24 protein-coding genes are annotated in these 25,663 nt (G+C 50.5%); 17 read left to right on the top strand and 7 right to left on the bottom strand.

Annotation, left to right across the window (positions count from 1 at the left end):
* Positions 1–48: 48 nt before the first annotated feature.
* From ACRWSG_RS17620 to ACRWSG_RS17605, 4 genes are all read right to left on the bottom strand, one after another.
* Positions 49–336, bottom strand: coding sequence for a hypothetical protein (locus ACRWSG_RS17620; RefSeq protein WP_462167027.1), 288 nt, complete (start codon positions 334–336; stop codon positions 49–51).
* Between the two features lie 61 nt (positions 337–397).
* Positions 398–949 carry a hypothetical protein gene (locus ACRWSG_RS17615; protein ID WP_462167025.1) on the bottom strand — a complete coding sequence of 184 codons (552 nt, stop codon included), beginning with the start codon at positions 947–949 and terminating at the stop codon, positions 398–400.
* A gap of 261 nt (positions 950–1,210) precedes the next feature.
* Positions 1,211–1,555 (bottom strand): hypothetical protein, encoded by a 345-nt coding sequence (locus tag ACRWSG_RS17610; RefSeq protein ID WP_250660492.1) that lies wholly within the window; start codon positions 1,553–1,555, stop codon positions 1,211–1,213.
* Between the two features lie 718 nt (positions 1,556–2,273).
* Entirely contained in the window at positions 2,274–2,432 is a 159-nt protein-coding gene (locus tag ACRWSG_RS17605) for a hypothetical protein (RefSeq protein ID WP_250660493.1), read from the bottom strand.
* Positions 2,433–2,863: 431 nt separating this feature from the next.
* On the opposite strand from ACRWSG_RS17605, the gene ACRWSG_RS17600 reads away from it, so the two are divergent.
* Positions 2,864–3,028 carry a hypothetical protein gene (locus ACRWSG_RS17600; RefSeq protein ID WP_462167024.1) on the top strand — a complete coding sequence of 55 codons (165 nt, stop codon included), beginning with the start codon at positions 2,864–2,866 and terminating at the stop codon, positions 3,026–3,028.
* A gap of 639 nt (positions 3,029–3,667) precedes the next feature.
* Here the strand turns inward: ACRWSG_RS17600 and ACRWSG_RS17595 are convergent.
* Positions 3,668–4,087 (bottom strand): hypothetical protein, encoded by a 420-nt coding sequence (locus ACRWSG_RS17595; protein ID WP_462167023.1) that lies wholly within the window; start codon positions 4,085–4,087, stop codon positions 3,668–3,670.
* A gap of 81 nt (positions 4,088–4,168) precedes the next feature.
* On the bottom strand, positions 4,169–5,644 hold the full coding sequence (locus ACRWSG_RS17590) for a hypothetical protein (protein ID WP_462167022.1): 1,476 nt from the start codon (positions 5,642–5,644) through the stop codon (positions 4,169–4,171).
* A gap of 286 nt (positions 5,645–5,930) precedes the next feature.
* Between ACRWSG_RS17590 and ACRWSG_RS17585 the strand changes: the two genes are divergently transcribed.
* The 6 genes from ACRWSG_RS17585 (at position 5,931) to ACRWSG_RS17560 (ending at position 11,926) form a co-directional block, all read left to right on the top strand.
* The gene (locus ACRWSG_RS17585) at positions 5,931–6,254 is read left to right on the top strand and encodes a hypothetical protein (RefSeq protein WP_462167021.1); all 324 of its coding nucleotides are present in this window, start codon (positions 5,931–5,933) and stop codon (positions 6,252–6,254) included.
* A gap of 1 nt (position 6,255) precedes the next feature.
* Positions 6,256–6,759, top strand: coding sequence for a hypothetical protein (locus ACRWSG_RS17580; protein ID WP_462167020.1), 504 nt, complete (start codon positions 6,256–6,258; stop codon positions 6,757–6,759).
* Positions 6,752–8,476, top strand: a complete 1,725-nt coding sequence (gene terL / locus ACRWSG_RS17575) for a phage terminase large subunit (RefSeq protein ID WP_462167019.1) — start codon at positions 6,752–6,754, stop codon at positions 8,474–8,476. Before ACRWSG_RS17580 ends, terL begins: the two co-directional genes overlap by 8 nt.
* 293 nt (positions 8,477–8,769) lie before the next feature.
* Positions 8,770–10,902: a portal protein gene (locus tag ACRWSG_RS17570; protein WP_462167018.1), complete on the top strand. Its 2,133-nt coding sequence runs from the start codon at positions 8,770–8,772 to the stop codon at positions 10,900–10,902.
* 2 nt (positions 10,903–10,904) lie between these two features.
* Entirely contained in the window at positions 10,905–11,780 is an 876-nt protein-coding gene (locus ACRWSG_RS17565; protein ID WP_462167016.1) for a hypothetical protein, read from the top strand.
* Entirely contained in the window at positions 11,735–11,926 is a 192-nt protein-coding gene (locus tag ACRWSG_RS17560; protein ID WP_462167015.1) for a hypothetical protein, read from the top strand. Before ACRWSG_RS17565 ends, ACRWSG_RS17560 begins: the two co-directional genes overlap by 46 nt.
* A gap of 229 nt (positions 11,927–12,155) precedes the next feature.
* Here the strand turns inward: ACRWSG_RS17560 and ACRWSG_RS17555 are convergent, their stop codons facing one another.
* A complete protein-coding gene (locus tag ACRWSG_RS17555) occupies positions 12,156–12,290 on the bottom strand; it encodes a hypothetical protein (RefSeq protein WP_462167014.1) in 135 nt (44 codons plus the stop codon).
* A 637-nt stretch (positions 12,291–12,927) separates the two neighbouring features.
* On the opposite strand from ACRWSG_RS17555, the gene ACRWSG_RS17550 reads away from it, so the two are divergent.
* The 10 genes from ACRWSG_RS17550 to ACRWSG_RS17505 all read left to right on the top strand — a co-directional run bounded on the left by ACRWSG_RS17550 (position 12,928) and on the right by ACRWSG_RS17505 (position 25,624).
* Positions 12,928–14,067, top strand: coding sequence for a N4-gp56 family major capsid protein (locus tag ACRWSG_RS17550; protein ID WP_335989604.1), 1,140 nt, complete (start codon positions 12,928–12,930; stop codon positions 14,065–14,067).
* 54 nt (positions 14,068–14,121) lie between these two features.
* Complete coding sequence (locus tag ACRWSG_RS17545) at positions 14,122–14,466, top strand: hypothetical protein (RefSeq protein WP_462167013.1); 345 nt, start codon at positions 14,122–14,124, stop codon at positions 14,464–14,466.
* A gap of 15 nt (positions 14,467–14,481) precedes the next feature.
* On the top strand, positions 14,482–15,147 hold the full coding sequence (locus ACRWSG_RS17540; RefSeq protein ID WP_250660503.1) for a phage adaptor protein: 666 nt from the start codon (positions 14,482–14,484) through the stop codon (positions 15,145–15,147).
* On the top strand, positions 15,147–15,761 hold the full coding sequence (locus ACRWSG_RS17535; RefSeq protein ID WP_250660504.1) for a hypothetical protein: 615 nt from the start codon (positions 15,147–15,149) through the stop codon (positions 15,759–15,761). The genes ACRWSG_RS17540 and ACRWSG_RS17535 overlap by 1 nt, the downstream gene beginning before the upstream one ends.
* Positions 15,755–16,144, top strand: a complete 390-nt coding sequence (locus ACRWSG_RS17530) for a hypothetical protein (protein WP_462167010.1) — start codon at positions 15,755–15,757, stop codon at positions 16,142–16,144. Before ACRWSG_RS17535 ends, ACRWSG_RS17530 begins: the two co-directional genes overlap by 7 nt.
* The gene (locus ACRWSG_RS17525) at positions 16,144–16,743 is read left to right on the top strand and encodes a hypothetical protein (RefSeq protein WP_462167009.1); all 600 of its coding nucleotides are present in this window, start codon (positions 16,144–16,146) and stop codon (positions 16,741–16,743) included. The genes ACRWSG_RS17530 and ACRWSG_RS17525 overlap by 1 nt, the downstream gene beginning before the upstream one ends.
* Position 16,744: 1 nt before the next feature.
* The gene (locus tag ACRWSG_RS17520; protein ID WP_462167008.1) at positions 16,745–17,089 is read left to right on the top strand and encodes a hypothetical protein; all 345 of its coding nucleotides are present in this window, start codon (positions 16,745–16,747) and stop codon (positions 17,087–17,089) included.
* A 37-nt stretch (positions 17,090–17,126) separates the two neighbouring features.
* Positions 17,127–17,411 (top strand): hypothetical protein, encoded by a 285-nt coding sequence (locus tag ACRWSG_RS17515; RefSeq protein WP_462167007.1) that lies wholly within the window; start codon positions 17,127–17,129, stop codon positions 17,409–17,411.
* 1 nt (position 17,412) lies between these two features.
* Positions 17,413–19,263: a hypothetical protein gene (locus tag ACRWSG_RS17510; protein WP_462167006.1), complete on the top strand. Its 1,851-nt coding sequence runs from the start codon at positions 17,413–17,415 to the stop codon at positions 19,261–19,263.
* A 70-nt stretch (positions 19,264–19,333) separates the two neighbouring features.
* Positions 19,334–25,624: a hypothetical protein gene (locus tag ACRWSG_RS17505; protein ID WP_462167004.1), complete on the top strand. Its 6,291-nt coding sequence runs from the start codon at positions 19,334–19,336 to the stop codon at positions 25,622–25,624.
* Positions 25,625–25,663: the final 39 nt, after the last annotated feature.

Below are 25,663 nucleotides of genomic sequence, written 5' to 3'. Positions count from 1 at the left end.
TTTCAACCGCCGCCGCTTGGGTGACTGGTAGGTATTGGTTGTTGTCTGTCATGCTGCTTGTACTCTTGATTTGGTTACGAACAACGACTGTGGGCGCTGTCCGTTCTTTATGTCTTTGTGCAGTTGCATGTAGTTCCACATGCGACCGCCGTCATTGAAGCTGTGTGAACGCATACCGATGTAGTGCTCGATGTTCGCTACTCGTAGGTTTGCTTGGTCGATACGGTCGTGTGACTTCACGGCTTCACGTCGGTTCTGGCGTAGGGCGCTTTCCAGTGCTGAAACGCGCGCTGTTAGTTCATTAATTATTCTTGCTTGTTCTTTGCTGCCGAACATGGGGTATTCCTTTTTATTGCTTAAGGCGGACATTCCGCCTTGGAATACCCGCAATAGAGTTCTAGTCATTCGCCTGTTGCGCTTCAGCTTTCTTAGCCGCGCGGCGCTTACAGCCTTCACACTCACCACAGCCTTCGCCACCCATTGCGTCAGCGATAGCGTCAAGTAGTTCGACAATCTCTTCTGGCACGTCGTCCGATGGTTCGCTGCTTACTGCAGGTTCTTCGTCGGCCTGCTCAGGCTTCTCGTCACGTTTCGCGTAGTATTCGTCGTGCGTTATCGTCGCCGATTCTAGGGCGATAGGTTGCGCAGCGAAGTGCTCAAGTTGCTCCTTGAACATCACAGTCATGTACTCGATGGTTTGCTCAATCATCTGTTGTGGGTTCTCGCGGTCGAACTTGATGTTCGCTGCCAGTTCCTCTACAAACATTGAGTTAATAGCTGCACCCATTAGCTGATGGCGGTATCTAGCGCCTGTGCCTTCGGCGAACAGCTTGCCTATGATTAGCGGGTGCAAGTCCTTGCTTAGCGCGTGGAGTGGGTTGCCCATGAAGTTCTTGATTAGCGTTGTTACTTCAGTAGCTGTCATTGCGTTAGTGCGAATAGTTTCCATCGGGGATTCTCTCTGTAAGTTGTGTTAGTTGTTTGTTGTTCGTTACTTGCTGGCGTAGCTTATAGCCGCTGCCAACAGTATTACTACTATACCTAGACAGCCGAAAGCCGTGCGTGCTAGGCGTTTCTCCGCTCGTTGGCGGTACGACATGCTGTTAAACTTAACAGCTCTTGTTCTTGCTTTGGGCATTGCTCTCCCTCCGTCAAAGGTCGCGAATGGTAATGCCACTGTTAACCTATGTCAACAGTAGCGCTAATATATTTAAGCAGCAGCCAGCTCGGTAGTGAACGTTGGCGGTGCTTTCATTCGCGCTTCAGGTGATAAGAAGTTGGGCAATGGCTCAAGGCCTGCCTTCGTGAACTCCACAAGCACCGTGCGGCCTACAAGGACACCGAGGTCATTTAGCTCTTGGATGCCGAGCGCTGAGAGTAGCATGTCGAACTTTCTGTCCCACAGGGCGCGAGACTTCTCGCTGGTAGCTGCAGTAAGATGAAAGTTGCGGAAGTAGTAGACACCAACACGACGCCCGTCAAACGACTCCAACACTCTCATGTTGATAGCTGGGTCGCCTGCGCCGTTCAGTGTTGCGCCTTCGATTTCAAACAAATACACTCCTTGGTCGAAGTATGGCTGAACATATCTCCGCCGCCGCGAGTAGGGTACTGTTACACTCATTCTGTGCTCCTAATTGTCTGTTTTGGTCGGTTCGCCTCATATCGGGCGTCTATCGTGTGAAATTGCATGTCTTTGTGCAATCATTAACCACCTGTCGATAATCTGCGCAAAGTGGTTAATGATTAAACAATGTGTCCAAGTTGTCCAAGTTGGTGTCCAAGTTTCAAAAATAAGTTGGACACTTTCACTGGTACGACCTGTTAGTGGTCACTTACCCCGCACCCGTTTTATGACAGTTTGTTGGAATTATACGAGAGCCGCTAGTTGCTCGACATTCGTACAGTGTCCATGTTGTCCAAGTTGTCCAACTTCTACAGCCTAGCGTTGAGAGAAAAGTTTTTACTATGTGTTAAGTATTAAATAATGAATAATAGTTATTACACAGTGTAGGGTAGAAAAAAGTTGGACAAGTTGGACAAATCGCTCTGGGCGTTGCGTCCTCTGGGCTGTGGCTGTCCAAGGGGGTTGGACAACGGGTGGACAGTCGGTGTCATAACTTGGACACTTTGCCTATCTTGCGTCCACCGCCCCGAAAACGCCCTGTACCCGCTATTCAATACGCGTCGAATATTGGCCGAAAGCCGTAAAAGTAGCACTACCCGCGTGCAAGCTGTTGTTCCTTAACGACTTTCTCCCCGTTGTTTTGCAATTAACTGTAAATGAAGGTCGGGCAGCGGTCTAGTAGGCGTTTCACTTCTCGCCCGTACATCGCCGCTTGTTGGGCATGGTACTCGGCTCGTCCTCTAAGCCCTGCGTCCATCGCCGCCTGCCATTGCTGACGTTGGTCGCCCATCGCGCGTCGTGCCATCTTGATTCGTTCAATTGTGTTGGTCGTGTTCATCGCCATGCGAATGTCTCCTGTTCTATGCTGCTTGTTGTTTGTCGTGTAGCTGGATAGCTTCGTGTATCAGGTCGTGCAACTGCCCAATCTGTATCGTCAGGTTGAACCATTGTTGGTAGGGCTTAGCCGCTGCTCGTCGGTCGCCTGCCGCTTGAAGGGCGTGCGCCTTATCTAAGCATTGACCGCAGTGGTCTAGCCATTGGCCTATCATGCCGAGCGCTGTTACTCGCCCGCTAAGTGTGAAGAGGTCAAGCGTTGGCTCAGCAGCCAGCAGTCGGCGGTGTAGTGCGTTAATCGGTTGCATGTGTCTATCCTGTGTTGAAGGTCGGCCTATGAAGGTCGGCCAGTCTGTGTTGAGCGCCGCTAGCTGTTCACTTCTCACTGGTCGATGCGCGGTGGTGTCGCGTCCTGCAGTATGCAGTGAGCAGCAGGCGGTGAGTGTTGTTCGTCGTGCGTCGCGCGGTGAGTGGTGCGCGTTGTGTGTTGGTCAGTGGTCAGTGGTCAGTGGTCAGTGGTCAGTGGTCGTTGCTCGGCGAGCGGCCTCAGTAGTACGGCCTCAGTAGTGTGGCCTCAGTAGTGTGGCCTCTATCGGAATGACTCTATAATTCTGTCATAAGAGGCCCCAGTAAAAGTAAATTCGTAACCGTTATCCCGCTCTCGGCTTGTGTGCAGTCAGTGGGGTGATCGCTTGGACTTTTGTGTCAGTCGTGGAATCTACCTTGACGCAGGACGCCGGACATGTGGAACGAGGAACGAGTGTAAGAGCGTAGCGGGCTGTACGAAGCGTACTAAGCGTTGAGGTTAAGTGGAACGTCTGTAAGCAAAATCTAAGCTCCCCACTTACAATCACAACGCCCACTCTCCAAACCGCATGAACCACATTGCTGTCCACATTGCTCTATATCCCTCTCCTAACCGCTTGTTATATAGAATCTGATCGTTGTTATATGAGCGACTATCGACATTCATTTTTTATTCTTTATTGATCCTCACTTCCTCACTTCTCACTTCTCACTTCTCACACTCACATACCCGCTGTTTCTTCACCTCTTCACTCTTCACTGACTGGCGAGACAGAACAACATACCTGTGCGCCATCGCCCTGACTGTGCCCTAAAAGCAGATGTTTTAGCCGTTGTTCAGTGTCCCTTTCGGTGTTTGACCAGGCTATTAAGATTTGTAGGAATGACGAGGGCTACAGACTAGTGAATGTAGTCAGTGTGGCTTGCGTCCATCGGTAGGCCAGCGTTACGACGTGCTGTGTACGCTTTGCCGCGTGCTTCGTCGATTGGGGTGATGTAGCCTTTGCCTGCACACTTGGCGCATGGAATGTCTTTGTTGTGCTTGTGGATGCGATACAGGCCTGTGCCGTCACATGCTTTGCAGTCCTTACCGTGGCTAGATGCCTTGATTAGCTCCACAGCCTTAATCTCAGGGCTTTTCTCAGGCATTGGTATGCTCTGGCCTATCCACTCGTAATACTCAGCGCTGTACGCTCTTATGCGTATCTTCTCAGCAACAGGCGTGTCAACCTCGGCTAGTGATGCCTCGAAGTGTGCTGCGCTCTCGAACAGGTCGTTAGTGTCGAATAAATCGTCGATTGATAAAGTGTTGATTGACATATGTTTTTCTCTCTCTTATAGTGCGTGGCGAAGACAGGGTGCTGGTAACACCCTGTCTTTATTTTCTTTATCTAAGTTTTCTTAGAATAAGAATTTTTTCGTGATGGCCTCTAGCTCGAAAGGGCTAGTAGGCTTTTTATTGCGCATTGCTGCGCTCTTAACTATCTTGTCTAACTTCTCAGCTCGTGCGCCAAGTTCATCGTGACGGTTCTTGATAGCGCGTACTTTTGAAATGCTGCGTGCTGCGTCCTTCAGCTCGTCATGTGCTCCCGATGTGAAGTGAATACCCCACAGCTCCAAGCCTGCGTTGTCTCCATCTTCTAGCTTGAATGACTCAATCGTCGTCGGGTTGCCCAGCATCTTGTATGCGTCCTTTTGGAACTGTGTTAGAGCACGTGGACTGACGCGTTCGCCTTGATAGCCAGCTTTCTTAACCATCTGGTTGACCATGAACTCAACAGGGTCGAAGGCGACGTATGAAGAGTAGACGCGGTGTGGTGTGTCCAGCTGAACAAGCGACAACCATTGCTCGAACTGTGCTGCTTGATGCGCTAAGAAGTTGTAAACCTTACGTGCATCGCGCAGATTCATGTCTAGCTCGTCTATCTCGTCCTCTCTAAATGAGTTCGACATAGCTGCTATCGTGAGTTCTTCGCTTGTGTTGTCCATCTTGTGTATTTGGTCTTGAATGTAGACCTTACGGCTCTCTAGGTAGTCAATACGCAGCTCCATGTCTATCGCCTTGCGCATAACCTTCGTTGCATAGCCTAGCTTCTTCTCTGGCATGTCTCCGATGGTCTCAACAACTAGCGGATAGTGCGGTGACTTCTTACCTTCTTCCATGACGTGTGCAATAGCGTCCCATGCTGAGAAGCGGCTTGCTTCGTACCATTCGTCAGGCTTACGGTGGACACGGTCTTCGACCCATTCCTCTTTGGTGATGTTGTGTGTCTCGAACTGTGGCTCGCTGTCCATTGCTTGTGTGACGTTTACCTTCTGTGTCCGCAGCTCAGCCTGTGACATTTCAGCTATCAACGATTGCTCTTCCAGCCATAGTGAGGCCATGTCGTCCATGTAGTCCTCTGAGTCGTCGAACGTGTACTCGTCATGCTCTTCAGCATCCAACTCGTTGTTGACCTCGAATGTGCGAGCGACTTGGCGTTGGAATGGGTGGAACTCGACCTCGAACGATGACAGGCCAGCCAGTATGTCTGCGTGTGGTTTGTAGTTGTCGAATAACTCTTCAGCCCAGTCCGCCACAGCTTGTACGCGCTTGCTCAACTCCTTGACCTTGCCTGCTTCCTTGTTCATCAGTGCTGCTGACATTGAGGCGCTGACTGCACCGTCTGCCTTGTATATATATCTGTTTAACTCTCTACGCATAGCACCTGACAGCGAGCCTATGACTCGGTTAGTGGTGTGTCCATATACCGTAGCCATTTCATCTACAGCCAGTGTGACCTGCTCTGCGAACTTAGCCACTGATAGGCTGAGCATAGCCTTGCCGTCAACAACGATTTCTTGAGATGTAGCGTGAGTGATTAAAGTGTTTTTCATTGTATTTACCTTTATTGTTTAAGGGACTCCTAAGTAGGTTCAATCCCATCTGTGTTGAATAGTCCGAATCAGAATCAATCCGAACTGACCGCGCCTTCACAGAGAAGACACATACATAACAACAACCAACCACAAACACAGAAAAACCACGGGCAACTCTCAACTAAAAACGAACAAGGGGGCGGGGGTCTTCTATCGACGAATCTCAATTATTTTTCTGCAAATTTTTTGCGACGATAACCATTAGTGGTACTATTAGCCAACATCAACAGTAAGGCTAATAATAATGAATAAGAAAGACCTCGCTGGAAAACTTAAGGCGCTGGCTACTCAACTAGTAGAAGTGGCAGAAGACCTAATGTACGAAGCGAATACTGAGATTAAGAGCGAGCCAAGACAAATCACGCTCGTTATCCCTTTAGGCATGTTTGCTGGCACAGCCATCGACACCATAGGCCTAAAAACGACGCCTAAGATCGTCTACGTGGGCGAAAAGCGAATGGGGGGCATTACCTATACTTCTGTCCGTTTGACCGTCACAGAGGCTCTTGAGTACGACGAAGAGCAGTGGGCACACGTGGGTAGCAACACCTTCGTCTGGAGGGATTAATATGAGCGACCTGTCACTGCAAACTTTAAGTGGCAGCTACGCATCACTCGGTATCGCAAAACTCACAGCTCAAGAAGAAACTTACGTTCAACGTCGCACGCAGGGGGTTAACCCTTCTGCTGCGGCTAGAGCTGCGGGCTACCGACACCCAGCGCGTGCTGTCGCGGAATTATCCGAACGCGAAGACATCAAACTCGCTATCTCATACATGCGCGAAATGCAGCGACAAGTTGCAGTTCAGGCTGGTGCTATTGAGTTCACCAAAGACGACGCAACGGCGCTCTACCTTGAGGCGCACGCGAAATCCGCTACGGCGATGGAAGAGATACGTGCCGTTGACTCGCTGGTTAAGCTGCACGGCCTAGCGACGCCTGAGAAGGTCGAAGTCACTGTGACCAACCGTTCTCAAATGGAATCAATGGACGACGAACAGCTAATGAAGCTGGCAGGCCAAGAGATACACCTATCACCTGACGATTACATGGAGGTGTCAGAGGATGGTTAAAGTAGAACATTGTCATGAATGTTTGAAGTCCATCCCGCACTTTGAAATGTACGACAAGCGACACTGCATACCATGTGCTAAGTCGCTCGGTACGTTCGTTCGGCCTACAAACAAAGACCAGATAGACCGTGTGCAGATGGAAATGCAGCGCATAGACCATGAGGAAATCGAGTCATTCAACGCAGAACTTGAGGCCAAGAAAGAGCTTGCAGAACGTGAGCTTGTGCGCCGACGGTTACTGCCGTTCATTAAGCGACACAATGACGCGTATATGCCGGGTTGGGTTCATGCTGACATTTGTATGCGGCTGGAAAAGTTTGCACAGGACATCGAGAACGGCCTTTCACCACGTTTGATGATCACCATGCCGCCACGTCACGGTAAGAGTGAAATCGGTTCAAAGACTTTCCCTAGCTGGTACTTAGGCCGTAACCCGACGCATGAGGTTATTACCTGTTCTTACTCGGGCGACTTAGCAGAGGACTTCAGCCGTAAGTGCCGTGACTTACTCGACACCGACAAGTTCAAGGCCGCGTTCAAGACTCGACTATCGCCAGACACGAAGAGCGTTAAAAAGTGGATGACGACTGAAGGTGGCGGCTTCACTGCGGCGGGTGTAGGTGGTCCAATCACAGGTCGTGGTGCTCACTTGGGTATCATTGATGACCCCGTGAAGAACCGTGAAGAGGCCGAGTCGGAAGTTACACGCCAGAAAGTGAAAGACTGGTACTCGTCAGCGTTCTATACACGTCTTGCCCCCGGTGGTGGTGTCCTTATCATTCAGACTCGCTGGCACGATGACGACTTAGCGGGCTGGTTGCTTAACGTATTTGCTGAAGCGAAGAAGGAAGCAGCAGAGAAGGGCGAACCAATCTCTGAAGACGTTGACCAATGGGACTTGGTGGAATACCCAGCCATTGCAACACAAGACGAGAAGTACCGTAAAAAGGGTGAAGCGCTGCACGAAGACCGCTACCCACTGCCTGCGCTTCGTCGTATCAAGCGTGCGATGATCCCGCGAGACTGGGAAGCACTATACCAACAGCGCCCAGTATCAGAAGACGGTGACTTCTTCACTAAAGATATGTTCCGCTACTATCACCCGTCGGAGTGCCCACCGTTGAATGAAATGCGCTTGTATGCGTCCGCTGACTTGGCTATCTCAACTAAGCAGACTGCCGACTACAGCGTGTTCGCCGTTGTGGGTATCGACCGGAAACAGAACATTTGGCTCATTGACCTGAAGCGGGGGCGCTGGAACTCGCTGGGACTAATCGACCAGATGTTCGAGATACAAGAGCGGTACAACCCAGAACTATTCGGCATCGAGACAGGCCAAATAGAGCTAACCCTTGAGCCATTCATCCAGAAGGCCGAGCAAGAGCGCGGTATCTCTCTACGTTACGAGAAGCTTAGGACACGCGGCGCGGACAAGGGTACACGTGCGAGACCTATTCAGGGTCGTATGGAGCAGGGCAAGGTTTACTTTCCGACAGTTGAGTCAACCCCTTGGATGTCTGCGCTACAGAATGAGCTACTTAAGTTCCCTCTAGGCGCTAACGATGACCAAGTGGACGCCTTAGCTTGGATTGGTCAGATGATTATGTTGTTCGGTATTCGCAACGAGAAGAAGGCCAAACCTAAGAAGTCGTTTAAGGATAAGTTGGGCAAGTATGGCGGTGGCAGGAAAGCACGTAAATCGGGCATGTCTGCATAGCTTCGCGTTGTTAATTATTAGTGTCACTGTTATTATATCCCAACAGTAAAACAATAATAATAAAACAGGGTGAACCTTGGACGTTAAGACTTTCCAGATAGTCGTTTCTTTTGGGGGTTTAGTAGTCGGTGTCGTAGGCCTATGGCACACGGTCGTTATTAAGCCTCTAAAAGACCAGACAAAGCTGAACAACGAGAGTATCCGCAAGCTTGAGATTGGCAGCGCGAAACTAGATTCGACACTCGATGCTCTAAAGAACGCCATTGAGCGCCTGACAGATAGGCTGGATAAACATGACTAAGAAGACATCGCCGCGCAAAAAGCTCGAAGGCAAGATATTAGCTCGCGATAACTTTGCTCGTTTCGAGGAAGCTAACAGCTCCAAGCACAAAGACTTCATTAAACGCGCGATACGCAATAACAAGTATTACGCTGGGGAACAGTGGAAGAAAGAGGACAAGGCACGCCTAGACGGTGAAGGCCGACCAGCTCTTACACTGAACATGATTCTATCTACCGTGAACGCTATCATTGGCGAGCAGCTTGAGCGTAAGGTCGAAGTAACCTATCGCCCTCGCGACTATGGTGACGAACAGACAGCCTTCGCCCTTAACACAATCACTAAGACGATTCTTGACGCGTGTAATTTTGACGACGTGGAAGAAGACGTGTTTGCTGATGGCCTTATCACTGGTCGTGGCTACTTCGACGTGCGTATGTCGTTCGAACGTAACTTACAAGGTGAGGTTGTAGTAACGCACGAAGACCCAGTCGATATTATCCCAGACAGTGAGGCCAAGAGCGCTGACCCTGCCACATGGAATGAGGTATTCATTTCACGCTGGTTGACGCCTGATGAAATCGGTGCGACTTATGGTTGGGACAAGGCCGAAGAGCTAGAAGGCTTAGTCGATAGCGGTATGGTTGGCTCGGTCGAGAACTTCGAGTATTTCGAGCAGACATTCGGCGGTGAGCGTAGACCACAGCAGGACGAGGCCGACAGCCGTGAGCTTCGCCGCATCCGTGTTATCGAACGCCAACACTATCGAGTTGATGACCAGTATTTCTTTGCTGACCTGACGACTGGTGCACTTCGCCCAGTACCGTATGGCTCGAAGAAAGAAGAAGCAGAAGCCTTCGCAGAAAAGTACGGCCTAGAAGTAATTAAGCGCAAAGGTCGCCGAGTTCGCATGACTGTAACGGCAGACGACGTAGTGCTTGATGATGATTGGTCAATCTATCGCTCGTTCACTATTGTACCGTTCTTCCCGTACTTCCGTCGCGGTAATCCGTTCGGCCCAGTTGATAACCTTATCGACCCGCAGAACCTTCTAAACAAGACCAGCTCACAAGAGTTGCACATCGTTAATACGACGGCTAACTCAGGCTGGGTGATCCAAGAAGACTCGCTCGTTGACATGGACGCTGAAGACTTAGAAGAGCGCGGCGCTGAAACAGGCCTAGTGCTTCAGTACAAGCGTGGCTACGAAAAGCCAGACAAGATTCAGCCAAACCAAATCCCTACCGGTATCGACCGAATCTCACAGAAAGCCGCTTCGACTATCCGTGAAATCTCGGCAGTTAACTCGTCAATGCTTGGCACATCGCGAGCAGACCAGTCAGGCCGTGCGCAAGAAGCAGCAATCAGCCGTGGTCAAATCCAAGTGTCAGTTGTCGTTGGTAACTTGAAGCGTGCGCGTAGAAGTGTAGGCCGTAAGATACTTGAGCTAGTGCAGGACTTTTACACAGAGACTCGCTACTTCAACAACACGGGTTCAAGCATCATGCAGGGTGAGGAACGAACAGAACAGATCGGCATCAATATGCCACAGGACGACGGTAATATCCTGAACGATGTAACAGTGGGTGACTACGCAGTTGAAGTTGGCTTCAAAGCAGCAGGCGGCACTATGGCTGACCAAGAGCTTGAAGAAGCATTGCGCTTACGTGAAATGGGTGTCGCAATCCCTGACCATGTTGTCGTACAGCACTCTAACCTTAACAAACGTGGCGAAATCGCTGAGTTCCTTAAGAACAGCCAAGGCTTCGGTGAACCTACCGAGGAACAAGCAGCGCTTGAAGAACTACAAGTCGAGCACCAGATTAACATGCTTCGCAAAGAGCTTGAGAAGATGGACGCGGACATCGGCGTGGCACTGGCTACGGCTAAAGAGAAGATGGCGAAGGCTAACTCGCTGGAAGGCTTCAACGAGGCTCAGATGGAGCTTAAGCGCCTAGAGCAAGAACGTGAGACCAAACAGCAAGAGCTGTCACTACGCATCGCACTGGCGGCTAGAGGCCACCAGAACCAAAACAGCATGAACGATAAACGTATTTCTAGCCAAATCGCTATGAAATCTATGGATTTAGCGTATAATGCCGAAAATAACAGTAACACTGATAAAAATAACAAAAAGGGTGACTAATAATGGCTGCAAACCAAGACATCAACGGACTAAACGCAAGTACAGTTGTACTGGACGATGACTACACACCTCCTACGCCAGAAGAGCGTGGCGACTTCATCGTGGATGACGAGCCTGAACAGGAAGAGCCTGAACAGGAAGAACTAGACGAAGAAGAAGAAGGTGAGTTGGATGTCGAGCAAGACGATCTGGAAGAAGAAGACGAGTCTACGGAAGAAGCGGGCGAAGATGCTGACGAGGCTGATTCTGAAGAAGAAAGCGAAGACGAAGAGCTTGAGCAGCCCAAAGGTAAGTCAAACGCTAAAGTCCCACTGTCTCGACTAAACAAGGAAATCTTGAAACGTCGTGCGCTTGAGGACGAGCTGAAACAGCTCAGAAGCGCTAAAGAGCAAGCACCGCAGGATGATAACCCTAAACCTGAGAAACAGGCACAGGCGTTCACACGCGAAGATTTTGAGGGTATGCAGGAAGCGATGCTTGACGGTGAAACGGACAAGGCGTTCGAAATCTTCGGCAAGATGATGGCCTCTCAAAGCCAGTTAGTTCGTGAAGCAACGGAAGCTGAAGTGTCAGGCCGTGTTCGTTCTGAGATTGACCGTGACCGTGCCGTAAGCGAATTACAGAGCACAGCGGCACAGCTTAGCGAAAGTTACCCAGAGCTAGACAGCAGCAACGAAGATGCCGACCAAGGCCTAATCGAAGAAGTTGTCGAAATGCGTGACCTGTACGTTGACCGTGGCATGTCGATGGCTGAAGCGCTTATGAAGTCAGTTAAGCTTGTTGCATTGGACAATGGCCTAGTTGACCGTAATACGAGAAGCCTAAGCCTGACATGGCTAAGCCTCGCCAGAAGCCAATCAACGCTAAGCGCAAGCTAGAAGCGGCCAACAAAGAGCGTGGTAAGCTAGGCGGTTCAGGTGAGAACAACAGACCTCGAATTGATATTTCTAAGTTAGGCGACGACGAGTTCGGCAAGCTTAGCAAAGAAGCGTTAGCTCATGCACGTGGCGATTACGTAGAATGATCTCGTTCGCTGTCCTATTCGGCCTAATGTGGGTTCTAGCCGTGTGCCCACTCACAGGCCGCAGACTGGCGGGGGCGGGTATGACTTACCCTACCTACGTTGTCATCGGTGCATGGGTTCACTCAGCAATCGCTACGGCGCTGGGTGTAGTGGTTGCCATAGTAGCCGCTGTGCTGTTCCTGATACTCTAAACGTAAAAAAGCCGACCCAGTGGTCGGCTTTTGCTTATCTATTCTTTTTTCGCAGCCCCTTCCATTTTCTGCAAAATGATTGCAGTAATACAGACTGTTAAAACTGAGGCGTAGCCCCAGAAGCTCCCTACAAGCTCTATCGATGACATTAGGTCTAGAAGTAGTCTAGTCATTTAATTTCCTCAAATAAGGATTACGCAGTATGGGAGCGCCTACATTCTGGTAAAACACACGCGATAGTTCAAAAAGCGTACTGAATTAAACCAAAATGGTTGAAGTTCTTAACTGGCTACACTAATATGTGTTATCAGATTTGGTAAGCCTCATCTGATAATGACCCGCTAAAGTCAAAATTAAGTGTCTGCCTCTGCTAAAGGCAGTCCAGTAAAGAAGCTCGCACTCCCTTGGTTTGCGGGCTTTTTCATGCCTACAGAAAACATTATACGGCATAAAAAGTTAGCTTACACTTACGTCAAACGCCTCTAAGCCAGCCCACGATTAAATAGTACCCTCTAAAAAATATTATTACCATCGTCAATGACAGAATTCGCCCCTATGAGATAAATGACAGCATCACTGCTAAATACTTTTATTAGCTGCACTGTTTACTTTAAATATTAGGTTTGCTAATATTTAGCCATATCGCCAAGGTGATGCCTTGTCAAACAATCCTGCCTCACAGCTCAGTTATGCCGTGCATTTTATCGCTAGACCCTCGTTACGGGACGACACAAACACTCGGATTTACAAGTCCGCTGTAGTCGTTCCAGAAGAAGTACGACGCAGGGACTAACGAAGGAAATGCTTAAAATGGCAAAGACTAATTTCTCAGCGTTAGACGACGACGCTAAAAAAGTATGGTCACGTGATACGTGGCACCAAGCACGCGAAAAGATGTTCATTTCGAAGTTCATGGGTACAGGCCAGAACGCGATGATCCAACGCATCACGGAGCTGACTAAGTCAGAGCGTGGTACAGAAGCAATCGTGACCTTAGTACCAGATATGCACGGCGACGGTATCGTTGGTGACAACGAACTGACGGGCAACGAAGCGACGCTAACTGCTCACCAAGACAAAGTAGAAGTTGACCAACTTCGAAACGCTGTTAAGAACACAGGTAAGATGAACGACCAGAAGACGGTTGTTAACTTCCGTGAGCAAGCCCGTGACCAACTAGCTTACTGGTTATCTGACCGTATGGACCAAATGACGTTCCTACAGTTAGCAGGCCTAGATTTCGCACAAACCAACGACGGTCGCGTTCGCCCTGGTCAGGGTAAAAATGACGACAACCTATCTGACCTTGCGTTCAACACTGCGGGTGGCTTAGCGCCTACTTCAGAGCGCCACTTAATGTGTCTTAAAGGCGGTAAAGTTGTTGATGCAGATACAACTGCAATTACGGCTGACGACAAGTTAGGTTATGACCACATCGTTCGCCTACAAGCGATCGCTAAAACTCGCTATATCCGTGGTATTCGCGGTAACGGCGGCTCAGAAGTGTATCACTTGTTCTTACACCCAATGGCACTAGCGGCACTGAAGTTAGACCCTGACTTCAAAGAAAACGCGCGTCATGCAGGCGTTCGTGGTGAAAGCAACACGTTATTCGCTGGCGGTGAGTCATACATCGTTGACGGCCTACACATTCACGAGTTCCGCCACGTTCCTACAACGCTAGGTGCTGAGGCTGGTTCTAAGTGGGGCGCAGACGGCACAGTTGAAGGCTGCATGGGCTTACTGTGTGGTGCTCAGGCTCTAGGTTTCATCGACTTAGATTCTCCTTCATGGGACGAGCGAGACCACTTCGACTACGGCAACAACTACGGCATCGCGTACGGCAAAATCTTCGGTATGAAGAAAATGCAGTTCAAAGACGCTAAGAAGACTGCCGACCGTAACGTCAAGCAAGACTACGGTGTACTGCGAATCGACTTCGCAATCTAACTTGAACGGGGGTGACGTACGCACCCCCAGTTACCACCTTAAGAGAAAATAACAATGCAATTAAAAAACTTCTCACGCAACGTAATCCGTGTAACAGCACCAATCGGCGGTCATGTTATCCGCGTTAAATCAGGCGAAGTACGCACAGTACCAAAGCACTTAGAAGAAGCAGCTATCCGTGCTGGCCTTGTACCGCTTGAAGACGTTATGAGCCAAGCAGAGCGCGAAGCTGAACTCGCGGCTGAAGCTGAACGCCAAGCTAAAGCAGAGCGCGAAGCTGAACTTGCGGCTGAAGCGGAAAAAGCAGCGATTCTTGAAGAAGAAGCCGAAAAAGCTAAGCGTAGTGCAGCAGCCAAGAAAGCAGCAGCAACACGCGCAGCAAAGAAAGAACAAGCTTAATAAGGGGATAGCGTCTTGCTTACCGTAGGAACAATACTAACAAACCGCGTGCGCGTTCTATTGCGCGACATCGACGAAGGTGGTGTGCAGTGGCGCGACCCAGAGCTTATTCAATGGTTCAACGAAGCGTGCGCAGAGATTGCCCGTGTTCGCCCTGAGTCATGTAGCAGCACTGAATCATTCGCACTAGCAGCAGGCTCTAAGCAGTCTGTAGTGTCAACAGGCGCATCGCGTGTACTAGAGGTTATCTGCAACCTTGTTGATGGTGAAGAAGGTCGTGCTGTTCGTCGCGTAGAGCGCTCTACGTTAGACAATGAAGACCCTGACTGGATGGCTGGCACTAAGACAAAGACTGTGTTCCGATACAGTGCGAGTCTTACTGATCCACGCTCATTCTTCGTTTACCCGCCTTCTGACGGCACTGGTAGCCTGTTAATGGTCATCGGCACAACACCTGACGAGGTTGTTGAACTGACTGACGCGTTCCCGCTACCTTCAATGTATGCGGCCTGTGTTGCGAACTACGTCTTATTCCGTGCGTTCGCCAAGTTCACAGAGTCAGAAGCGATGCAAACGAGAGCATCTGGTTACTATAACCTGTTCACGTCGCAAATCAGTGATACGCAGTCAAGCATGGAGCAAGACAACGCAGTAACACGCGATAGAAACGGGGCTAAGTAATGGTACTGGTGCAAGACTGGGTAGACAGCATTCGCCCTGATGTACCAGAGCCTTTAGACTCCTTGGTTGCGCGACAGGTACGTTACGCAATCCAAGAGTTCTTCAGGCTGTCTGAGGCATGGCGACACACGGAACGGTTGCCAGTGAAAGACATAAACGTACTACTTCAGGACATGCCAGCAGAAACGTATGTAGCATCGACTCGCTACGCTTATTTTGAACCAGAAGGCCGTGACGGTCGCAGAAAGCTCGTAAGCACTCTGCCGCACCGTATCGAGTCAACGAACCAGATCTCAGAGTTCTCGCACAGTGGTAACACCATTTTGCTAGACGCAGCAGAGAAGGGCACGCTTGAGGTATCGGTTGTCGTGCAGCCCAACCGTAATATTGACAGTGTGCCTGACTCACTAGGCGATAAGTGGTTCGATGTTATTCGACGTGGCGCAGTAGCTCGTTTGCTGTCTATGCCCGAACAGCCTTGGACTAATGGACGTGCGGCTGCGTTCTACGAAAACCACTTCCGCGAGGGTATCGAACTCGCTAAACGTGAGACACGTAGAGACCGTAGCAGGCCTAAGCGCGCAGTCCAGTTTAACAAGGGGTTCTCATGGTAACAGACCCTTTCCAGATAAAGGATTTACCTGAAGTGTACCCAATAGTAGAGCCGTTCATTGAACGGCTTTACCGTTCTTTTGGTGGCTACTCGCCGCAAGAGACCTACGAACTGTTAGAAATGCGTGCAGCTACCTTGCATCTGGTAGGTGATGAAGGGTTCTTCATTGCTCAATGGATGCCGGGTGTTTGCCACGTTCTGGCGGCTCATTCCTTCAATGGTCGTGCTTCAGACTTGAGTGAGGTTATTAGTTCAACTGTTAGCTATGCTAAGAAGTACCACTGTAGTAAAATCACTTTCACTAGCCCAAGAGAAGGCTGGAAAAAGGTGGCGATCAGAAATGGTTTCCACGTTGAAACAATAACTTATGCGAAGGATATTTGATGGCTTCACCTGATAAACCAAAAACGCCGCTAAGTGAGAAGCTACAGGTTAATCTAGCGACCGAAATGTTCGAAAAAGGCTCGACCATTAAAGACGGTGTGCGTGACGACTTCCTAGCTTCACACAGACGCGACGAGCGAGGTCAGGCAATGTCCCGTGTCGGGGCAGAGTCGGCTAAAGCATCACTCAACAGGCTCAAAAAGGCGCGTAGAAGTGGCAGCACAAAGACCGTTAGCTCGTCGGTTGATGTGACCAGTGCGGGGATTTCAGCGACAGGCAAAGGCGGGCGTTCATACAACACTGAGGGCGATATTGTACGTCGTGACACTTCAAGCACTGAGCGCGTTGCCCGCAGCATGGCTCGCATCGACAATGACGAGTCTATGTCTGAATTTGTCGAAGATAACAAGAAGAAACAGGCAGTGATGGACTTAGGCATGTCAGCGGTCACAGCGGCAATGTACGCGAAAGATGAAGCGGACAAGCGAGAGGCTGAACAAGAACGACGTATCGCAGACCAAACGAGGGCAGAAACACGTGTTGACCCTTACAGCAGCATGTCGGCTATGAATTACGATTCAACAGGAATGGGGGCATAAAATGGCAACAAGACCAGCCGTTGAGGACGGCAGAAGAAAGACCAAGGACGGGACGGGGCAAGTTAATAGCTCCAATGGCAACAACCCGTTGTCGGTAGCCGCAGACAACTATACGAATACGTATGAGTACAAGTTGAATCAGATGTACCAGTCACAGATTCTGGATTACAACAAAAATACTGTGCCTATTATCGACCAGCTAGTTGATGAAACTACCAGCACCCAGATTGTTGACAGCTCTCGTCGTTTGTCTGAGCAGCTTCAAGGTAAGACTGAGGAAATGACGCAACGGCAGCTCGGCTATAGCATGGGCGGCACGTTGGTCTCGACAGTCTTCACTGACTAATAATCAGCGACACTCGGTAACTAAGGCGCGAAACGCTGTGATGACACAGGCTCATGATGACCAGCGAAACAGACAGCAAGCGGCTCGAACGGAGCTGATGTCTATCTCTGAGCAGCTACAGCAATCAGGTCAGGCGTCTATGTCTCAGGCATACATGGCGAAGAACCAACGCGAACAGGCTTACAAATCAGCTAAGACGGGATTCATGTCCCAAGCTGGTGCGGTTGTCGGTGGTGTTATCGGCGGAATTTATGGTGGCCCTGCGGGTGCTTCGGCAGGTGCAGCAGTAGGCAGTGCCGCTGGCGGCGCAATGGGGAGTTAATATGGCAGGATATGGTATGCGCGACGGTTCAGCAATCGTTCGCGCCATTGGCGACTACGCCAATTACAGACAACGTCAAGAGCAAATCGAATATGCTCGCGACCAACAAGACTACGAGAACCGCATCAATGAGCGTCGTCTAGCGATGGACGAGCACAGACAAAATGCGCGACTCTCTATGCAGATGGACGAAGCGGAGTACCGCAACTCAGAACGCCAGCGAATTGCAGACGAGCGAGCAGCAGCACAGAAAGCACGTGAGGGCTACCGCGACTCAATGATGGCGGAGCTTAACGCTAGTGAGCAAAAGGCCTTTGCAGCAATTGGCGCGGGTGCGTCAGGCCAAGGCCAAGGCGTTGAGGTCATCGACGATGGCGATGACATTATCCTCGGTGTAAAGAAAGGCGAAGGTCGTGTCGATCCATTCACTAAGAACCCGCACGACCAGAACTCGCCGCCGTTCCGCATCCCTAAAGCGAATGTTGGTGAGGCTAGACAGCACGCAGCTCGTAGCGCTGAGATAGCAGAGGCCAATGGCGCAACACCTGAAGAAACGGCGGCTTATATCCGTGCAGGCTTCACAGTAGGCGACGATGGCAAAGCACGACCAGCGAGCGAGAGTGAGTTCATGGCTAATCTTAAGGAACAAGGCCTACTGGACGCCATGAAAGGGAAGTTCGTTGACTCGGACGTCCCAATTGACGTAGGGAACGGTGGAGAGTCGGAGCAGGCCAAAAAGGACGCTTTCAAAGGCGTTGTAGGCCACGGTAAAGAGCTGTACGAAGCAGGCAACCGAGGCGCTCGCCAAATGTATAATACGTTCATCCGTGGTGACTGGCTCGTTTCTAGTGGCATCTCTGACCATGTACGCAAGACAGGCTCGTATGTCCTATTCGGTGATCAGGCCAAGGTCAAACTAACCAAGAACGACGAGGCCACGGTTCGCCCAACGAATAGCATAAACACGCCCAAAGGTGTCGAGGACTTGCAGAAGACTCGACGTATCATGGAAGAAAACGGCGGTGGCCTACCTAAGCCGAGCGCTAAGACTAAGGAAATCGCGCAGAAGCCAACTGTCGAAGACAAGACACATGCAGTCCGAGAGCGCTTTTCTCGCATCCGTGATCAATATGCGGCTGTAGGTGAGCTTTACGTCACAGGCCAAATTGATGAAAGAGCTATGGCTAATTTCATGGAAACAGGTGATATGCGCTTCAACAAGTATGACCTTGAGAAGCACCGTGTCACGACCGAAACTGCAAGTAGCCAAAACAAAGCGCGTGTCCTTAAGGCTGAGAAGGCTCTACTCGACAGCCAAATCGAAGCAGCTAAGGCCACTCGCACAAACTTCGAAGACGGTCAGAAAATGCAGAAGCAGACTCGCGAAAAGCTCACGCAAGTTGGTAAGGACATCGCACGTGTGATTGGCAACCGCAAAGGCTACGACCCGCAGCAAATGAAGGCACTAGAGGGCGAAGTGGCAACACTAGCTACACGTTTTCTTGCCAACAAGCGATACAGTGCCGAAGCGGCAGGAACAGAAGAGTTTGCCGCTATGTGGTCTCACGCCATTGAGTCGTATATCAACGCAGAACCTAACGGCGACCTGTCTGTAATGAGTATCACCCCTTACGTAACGACCGTAGAGGGCAAGTACAAGCCACAGACAGCGAATACAATCAAAGAGGTATCGTTGGGTACGGGCAATAAAATGATGAACGTCAGAGACACTTACAACGCAGACTACATGGAGCAAAGAAAGGCGTTCCATGAGGCAGGGCTAGAGTGGACTGCGGAAGCGCAGGCTGACTTCGACGAGCTTTTCAAAGAGAAGTTTGTAAATAATCAGTAATACTAATAAGTAAGTTATAAGTAATGATGATAAAATCCCTAGCACTAATTGTACTAGGGATTTTTTATTTATGAGTGATAATTCGTATTCATCGCTAATCGAGAACGCACAGCGTCGAGAAGCGGAGAACGTAAAGCCCGAAAGCGCTATCACGTCGCAAGACATAGAGCTTGCTGATGGAGATAGCGGACGAACTGAGCAAGGTGATGTTCGTTTAAAGGGCTTCAACACTGGCGAGAAAGAGCATGAGTGGCGAAACGATGCACACCCAAACTCAGGCGATGCACAAGCGCTAACGCAAGATATTCTCGATGACGGCGGGTACATTGAGCGGGGCACAGAACGCGGCGCGTATGGTCGCCTATTGTCGAGAGCACGTGACAGGCACGGTCGAGAGATTAGCCGTGATATGGTCATGTCAGGCGCAGCAGCACCAGACCGCAGCGAACAGGCTTCACAAGACGAAATGACAGGCATCGCCCGTCGTGCGCTCGGCTACCAATCGTCAGACAATGAGAAAATGAACGCCGTAGGCGCTAAGAACCGAGCGGTTAATGACGAGTTTAAACCGTGGGAAAACGCCATTCTCGAAAGCGGTGTGTATGATCGCCGTAGTACGTTCGAAAAAGCGTTCCAGCGTGGCACGGACGAGACTAAGGCGTCGTTAGGTGGCGCATTGAATTACATCGGTGAAGCGCTTGGCAATGAAGAATGGGTGCGCGAAGGACGCGAGATAGCCCGCAGACACGGCGTAGATGCAGCGCTGAACAAACGTGAGTTCGGTTCATACGAGGACGTTAATAACTTCTCAGATGCGGTAGATTATGTCGTCGAAACATTAGGTGAAGCCGCCCCTGGTCTTATTGTTGATGCGGTAGCCACAGCGGGTACGGTTGCACTAGGCGCAGCCACAGGCGGCACGGGTGCAGTAGCAGGCGCGGGCTTAATGTCGGTAATGCGAATGACAGCTACTAGAAGCCTAATGAAAGGCGCGAAAGCTGGCCTATATGCAGGTCCAGCCTTGTCGGGTTTCGCTCAATCTGCGGGTTCAATGGAGAACAGACTAGACGAGACCGGTAGCGAAGACCACTCGGACGCAACACTAAGCGCTGGCCTTGTAGGTGCAGCAGCTAACGCTTTACCATTCATTGCTGTTCTAGGCCGTTCAATGAAAGCGTCAGGCGTATCAGATGCCGCCCTTAAACCTGTCATGGACACACTTGCTAAACCGTCTGTCATGAAGCGTCTAAAGGACGTTGGCATCACGACACAGGTTGGTGCATTGGCTGAAGGCTCTACAGAGGTTGCGCAGACGGTCATCAATGAAGTTATCGCGACAGAAATGGGCGGTGATGATTGGAGTCTGGAAACGAAAGACGCAGTCGAGGCAGGCCTTAGAGCTGTAATCGGCGGTGGTGTAATCGGTGGTGCGGCCTCTGCTACAGGTAACACTATCGGCTTCATGCGCGAATATAGCAAAGCTGCACAAGATGTGGATGCTGAAGGCCAGAAGATTGATGCTGAAGGCTGGAAAACCGACGAGGAAGTCGAGGAAGAACAAGTGTTCCGTGCTAATGGCGATGACTATGAGCCTGTCCAGTTAGGCGAAGGCATAGGCAAGAGCATTGACCGTGTAGCCCGTGCAACGTTCAGCAAAAAGGCTAAATCGGCTGCCCCTAAGACGTTCAAAGAAACTGATAGCATGGAAGTAGCAGGCCAAGGCCAGTTCGATGCTATGACAGCCAAAGACGTACCTAACCTACCTAGCGCTCGATACAATGAACTTAAGGCCAAGCTTGAGCCAAACGGTAAGCCCGTGGACATCGGCACTATAGGTAAGCTGATTGACCAAGGCGAACTAACGAACGAAGAACTCGCCAGCTATGCAGCGGACTCGCACTATGGTCGCAAAACACCGGTGAGCGGTGGCTATGACTCAGCGAAAGGCGAGGAAGCACTACGCTTCACTTTCAATCGTGTCATCGACTTGTCTCGCGAAGGTCGAATCAAGATGACTGATTCACAACGAGATAAGCTACAGGCCGCAGAGGATGAAGGCACTGACACGGCGATCCGTAATGCGCTAACTTCTGTCAATCCGCGCCTAACAGACATTGTGTATCGTCATGCTAACTCGTTCGACGGTCGTGCAATGTTCCGTGACTATGCAAAGATTAAAAGCGACAGATTCAAGACTCAAGAACGCATGAAGCGCGAAGCTGACCCTAAGCCAGAGCCTGAGAAGGCCAAGCAAGAACCGACTGTCCCTGAAGGTGATGCACCAGCGCAAAAGCCTAAGCCTGTCCGTGATGATGCGCCTAATTGGATGAAGGAAGGCCGAGAGCCGACCAAAGAAGAGCTTGCGGAAGGCATGGCAAGTCTTCAGAAAGCGGATAAGACACTCGGCCTGACGGTGAAGACTATCATTGCCAAAGAGGGTAAGAAAAGCCCTAAAGCGAAAGCCGTGTTCCAAGCAGCCGTGGCTAAAGACCGCAAAGCGCTTGCGCCAATCGCCAAGCAATACGAGTTCGAAGGTGTTGGCAACTTCGAGGCCGATAGACGCGCACTAGTCGCCAAGATTAGCAAAACGCAGCACACGCCAGACGGTAAGCCAAACATCGAAGACAAAGAAGGCGTTAAGTCGCTCACAAAACAGGTGTTAGGTGAGAAACCTAAGAAGTCTAAGCGCCCGACAACGATGGACGGTAAGCTCGACTACATCAAGAACGAACTTGGCACGCGTAACGGTTCGGATGGTCAGGTAGGCCAGCTAATCAAAGGTCGCGAGGACTACGAGAAGGCCAAGACTCGAACTGACCTGTTTAACCCAGCCGACCTGTCAGCAGCGCACAAGCAGGCAATTGCCAATAAAGCTATGTACGAGAAGCAAGGAAACAAGGCCGTTGTCAAAGCGATTGAAGACCTAGAAGATAAAATCTATCACTATGAGTTACTGAAGTCGTACCCTAAAGCCGTAGACCAGTTGTTTAATGAGGTCGAAAACGAGGCTATTTCACGTGAGAGAGGCTTCAAAGATGATTTACGACATGAGGGTGCAGAAGTTGACGAAAACGGCTCAGAGCGCAGCCTAGGCGACACGCAGAGCACTACTGATGCGCCACCGTCTAACCGTGAGATTGCGGCTAACTACACTAAACGAACGGAGCAGCTAGAACATGCGTTCCACTCGCTTCGACGTATCAAAGGCATCGACGGTAAAAAACTTGCTGACTTCGCACGTGAGCTGATCAAGCCGAACGAAGTAGAGCAGTCAACAGGTATCAAACTTAAGCGCGGCAGAGCGACCAACAGCAAGGCTGAGAAGCTTAAAGGTCAAGAGTATGGCCTAGGCTTAACAGGTGGTATCGCGGGTGCTGATGCGCCGAAGAAGGCCTTTACGCAAGGTACTGAAGAGAAGCAAGACGGCGTGCGCCACTTGAACGCTCGCACTGTCAAGCGTATTCGCGACCTGTTCGACGAAGGTGATCACGATAAGATTAAAGACTACTTAACGTCAATCAATGTCCTGAAGCCTGACTTTGTAGGCGATTTCGGCGTACAGCTAAGCCCTGAAGACCGCTTGCACCGCATCGTTAAGTCTTCGTTCGGCAACATGAAGCGAGTACGTGAAGTGACGCCAAAGAACCGCAGTACAAAAGGCCTAGTAGTCCGAGATAATGACTCAGGCAAGCGCTACATGGTGGACATGGATGCAGTGACGCGTTGGGCATTGCGTGAGAACGATACAGACTTCGACGGACAAAATGCCGGTGACGAGTTTATCGCAGAGCTTGGTTCGTCTGTGCTGTCTGGCATCTCGGCACTGCAATCACTCAAGCTAGATGATGGCGTTTCACCAGCCTACAGCTTCGATGTAAACACCATCGGCGATGATGTCGTTGTCTACCGCATGGCAGGCGACAAGCGTGCTTCAGTGACGCTTGGCTCAGTTCGCAGCAGTATCTACCAGAAAGGCAGAAAACGCCCCACGAGTAAGTCAAATTCTGATCCAAAATTAACGGACGTTGCAGACGGTGATTTGGGTAATGTCTACCGTGACGACTTAACGCTGGCAGATTACAGAGACTATCTTGACGAGGCTGTCCGTACGGGCAAGCTAACCGAGGATCAGGCAGAAGATTTGCAGACTGAGGCCGAGTTCTCAGCGTTTGACCGGGAGTTTGCACAGGAAGACAAGGACGGCGGTGAGCTGGCTATCCGTGAGACCCGAATCGACGACGAGTTTGCTAACCGTGAGAACCAAGACCTAGGCAGTCGTGACGTGCTACACAAGGTCAAGAAGAAGCAGAAGCAGGACAAGAAAGAAGCCTTGCGCAATGCCGACAAAGACCTAAAGACCGCCAACGAGCGCTTGTCAAAGCTTAAGGCCATTAAAACGCCGAGCGACCCAGAGGTTAAAGCCCAACTTGATGCACGAATCAAAGACGTAGAGGCACAGGCTGAAGTGGCGGCTAAAACCCAGCAGGCCATCAAGGATAGCTACGAAGGTACTGACCTGAGCAAAGGCCGTAAGATTCAGCTTGAACGTAAGGTGGTCAAAGTCATGAAGCGCCGCCGTGGTGCTGTACGTGAGCCGTTCTACCGCCTACTTGAAATGACCAAGACACGACTTAAGCGAATCCACCCAGAGGCCGCTGCCCGTTCAGACGATTACACTGCGATTCGCCGTAACGATACTGAGTATTTTGCATCGCGCATTGGTAAGGACATTGGTGATTCAGCCTTCATCCAACAAGGCTACGAAGACAGTATCAACGGTGTTAAGAGCGACGCGAGCAAGAAGTACGAAGCGTTCTTGGCTAACTTGTCAAAACATGTTCGTAAAGCTGATCCAAACTTTGAACCTGTAATCGCTAAAGTGCATTTAGACTTACACAAGGTTGAACGCAACCGTGAAGGCTTCCTGTCGATCCTACGCGAAGGCAAGGTGAAGAACCCAGAGCAGATGCTTGAGTCTATTCTAGAGGGCAACGGCTACCCAGAGTTCGCTATCAGGCCAGAGCTTACGAACCCACCACGCGGCGGACGTAGAGTGCTCGACAGCATGTACGAACAGTTGAAGGCTGGCGGCTTCGCAGATACAGACGCGCCACGTCATTTGATCCGACTTGTAAATGCGTCAATGAGCTGGGCTGCTTGGAACGCAACGCACGGCGGTAAGGTCAACGGCAAGTGGGACAGCAACGCCGAGTTCAAACGAATGGAAAGTGAAGTTCACCCAACGAACAGACAGTCGTACGCGAAGCTGTACCAAGGCGTTACAGGCCGATTGGGTATCAACATGTCTCCTAAGATGCGTACGTTCAACTCGGCAATGCTTGCCCTTCAGTCTGCGACAGTGCTTATGTTCTCAGGCATTGCGAGTATTCCAGAGGTCGCTGCTGTCTACGCCCGTATGCGTGGCGAAACAGACGGTATGCTTAGCGATGCGCGTGCAATCATGTCAATGTCAGGCCGAAGAGAGATGGTTAGAGTTGCCCGTGACTTCGACATCATCACGGACGATGTTATCGAGCACTCATTGCAAGAAATGTATAACATGAACGACATGACGATGGGACGTGTATCACAGAAGATTCAGGCTACCATGTTCAAGTATAACGGTCAGAACTACGTGACCAAGATGACGCGAGCTGTAGCCACTAAAGCCGCAGAGCGCTACCTTGCTCGTGCTGTAGAAGATGGCGACAATGTGAAGCTGGCAGAACTAGGCGTTGAGGCGCACCACGTCCTACAGTTCAACAAGAACCGCGACCTAAACAGCATCGCAGGCCGTAAGTACCGTGACGCAGTACACAAGTTCGTTAACGAGGCTGTGACGAACCCACGTTCTACTCAGTTACCGTTGATCGCGAATGATCCAAGGTTCTTACTTGTGACTACGCTTAAAAAGTTCTTCTACGGTTTCTATGACAATGTGCATAAGGGGCTGGTCAAGAATTTCAACACTAAGCGTGCTAATGGTGAGAACCCGTTGAAGACTATCGCCATCACTGCGGCTGTAGCCCTACCAATGGCGCTAATGGCTGAAGTCATCCGTGAGTATATCAAGTACCCATTAGGCCGTCCTGAATGGCAGGGCGAGCGTGATATCGCCGACTGGATCGGCAGCACGCTAATGGCTACAGGCGGAGCGGGGCCAGTTGCAATAGCCGAGTCTGTCTACCGTGGTACGTCATACGGCAATCACCCACTGGTTGCGGCAGCAGGACCAATTGCTCAACTGGCGGTGGACGTCGCAACGCTTGAGGCGAACCCTAGTCGATTCGTACCTGTTGCCAACCAACACCCGTTCTTCCGCGAGCTGGTAGATGACAACGTCAAAAACTTGATTAAATAAAACAGTGTTACTGTTATAATGCTCTATAAGTAAAAACAA

Source organism: Pseudoalteromonas sp. GB43 (assembly GCF_054923805.1).
Note: the sequence above shows the minus strand (reverse complement) of the source record. Positions and strands in the feature narration are given on the sequence as shown.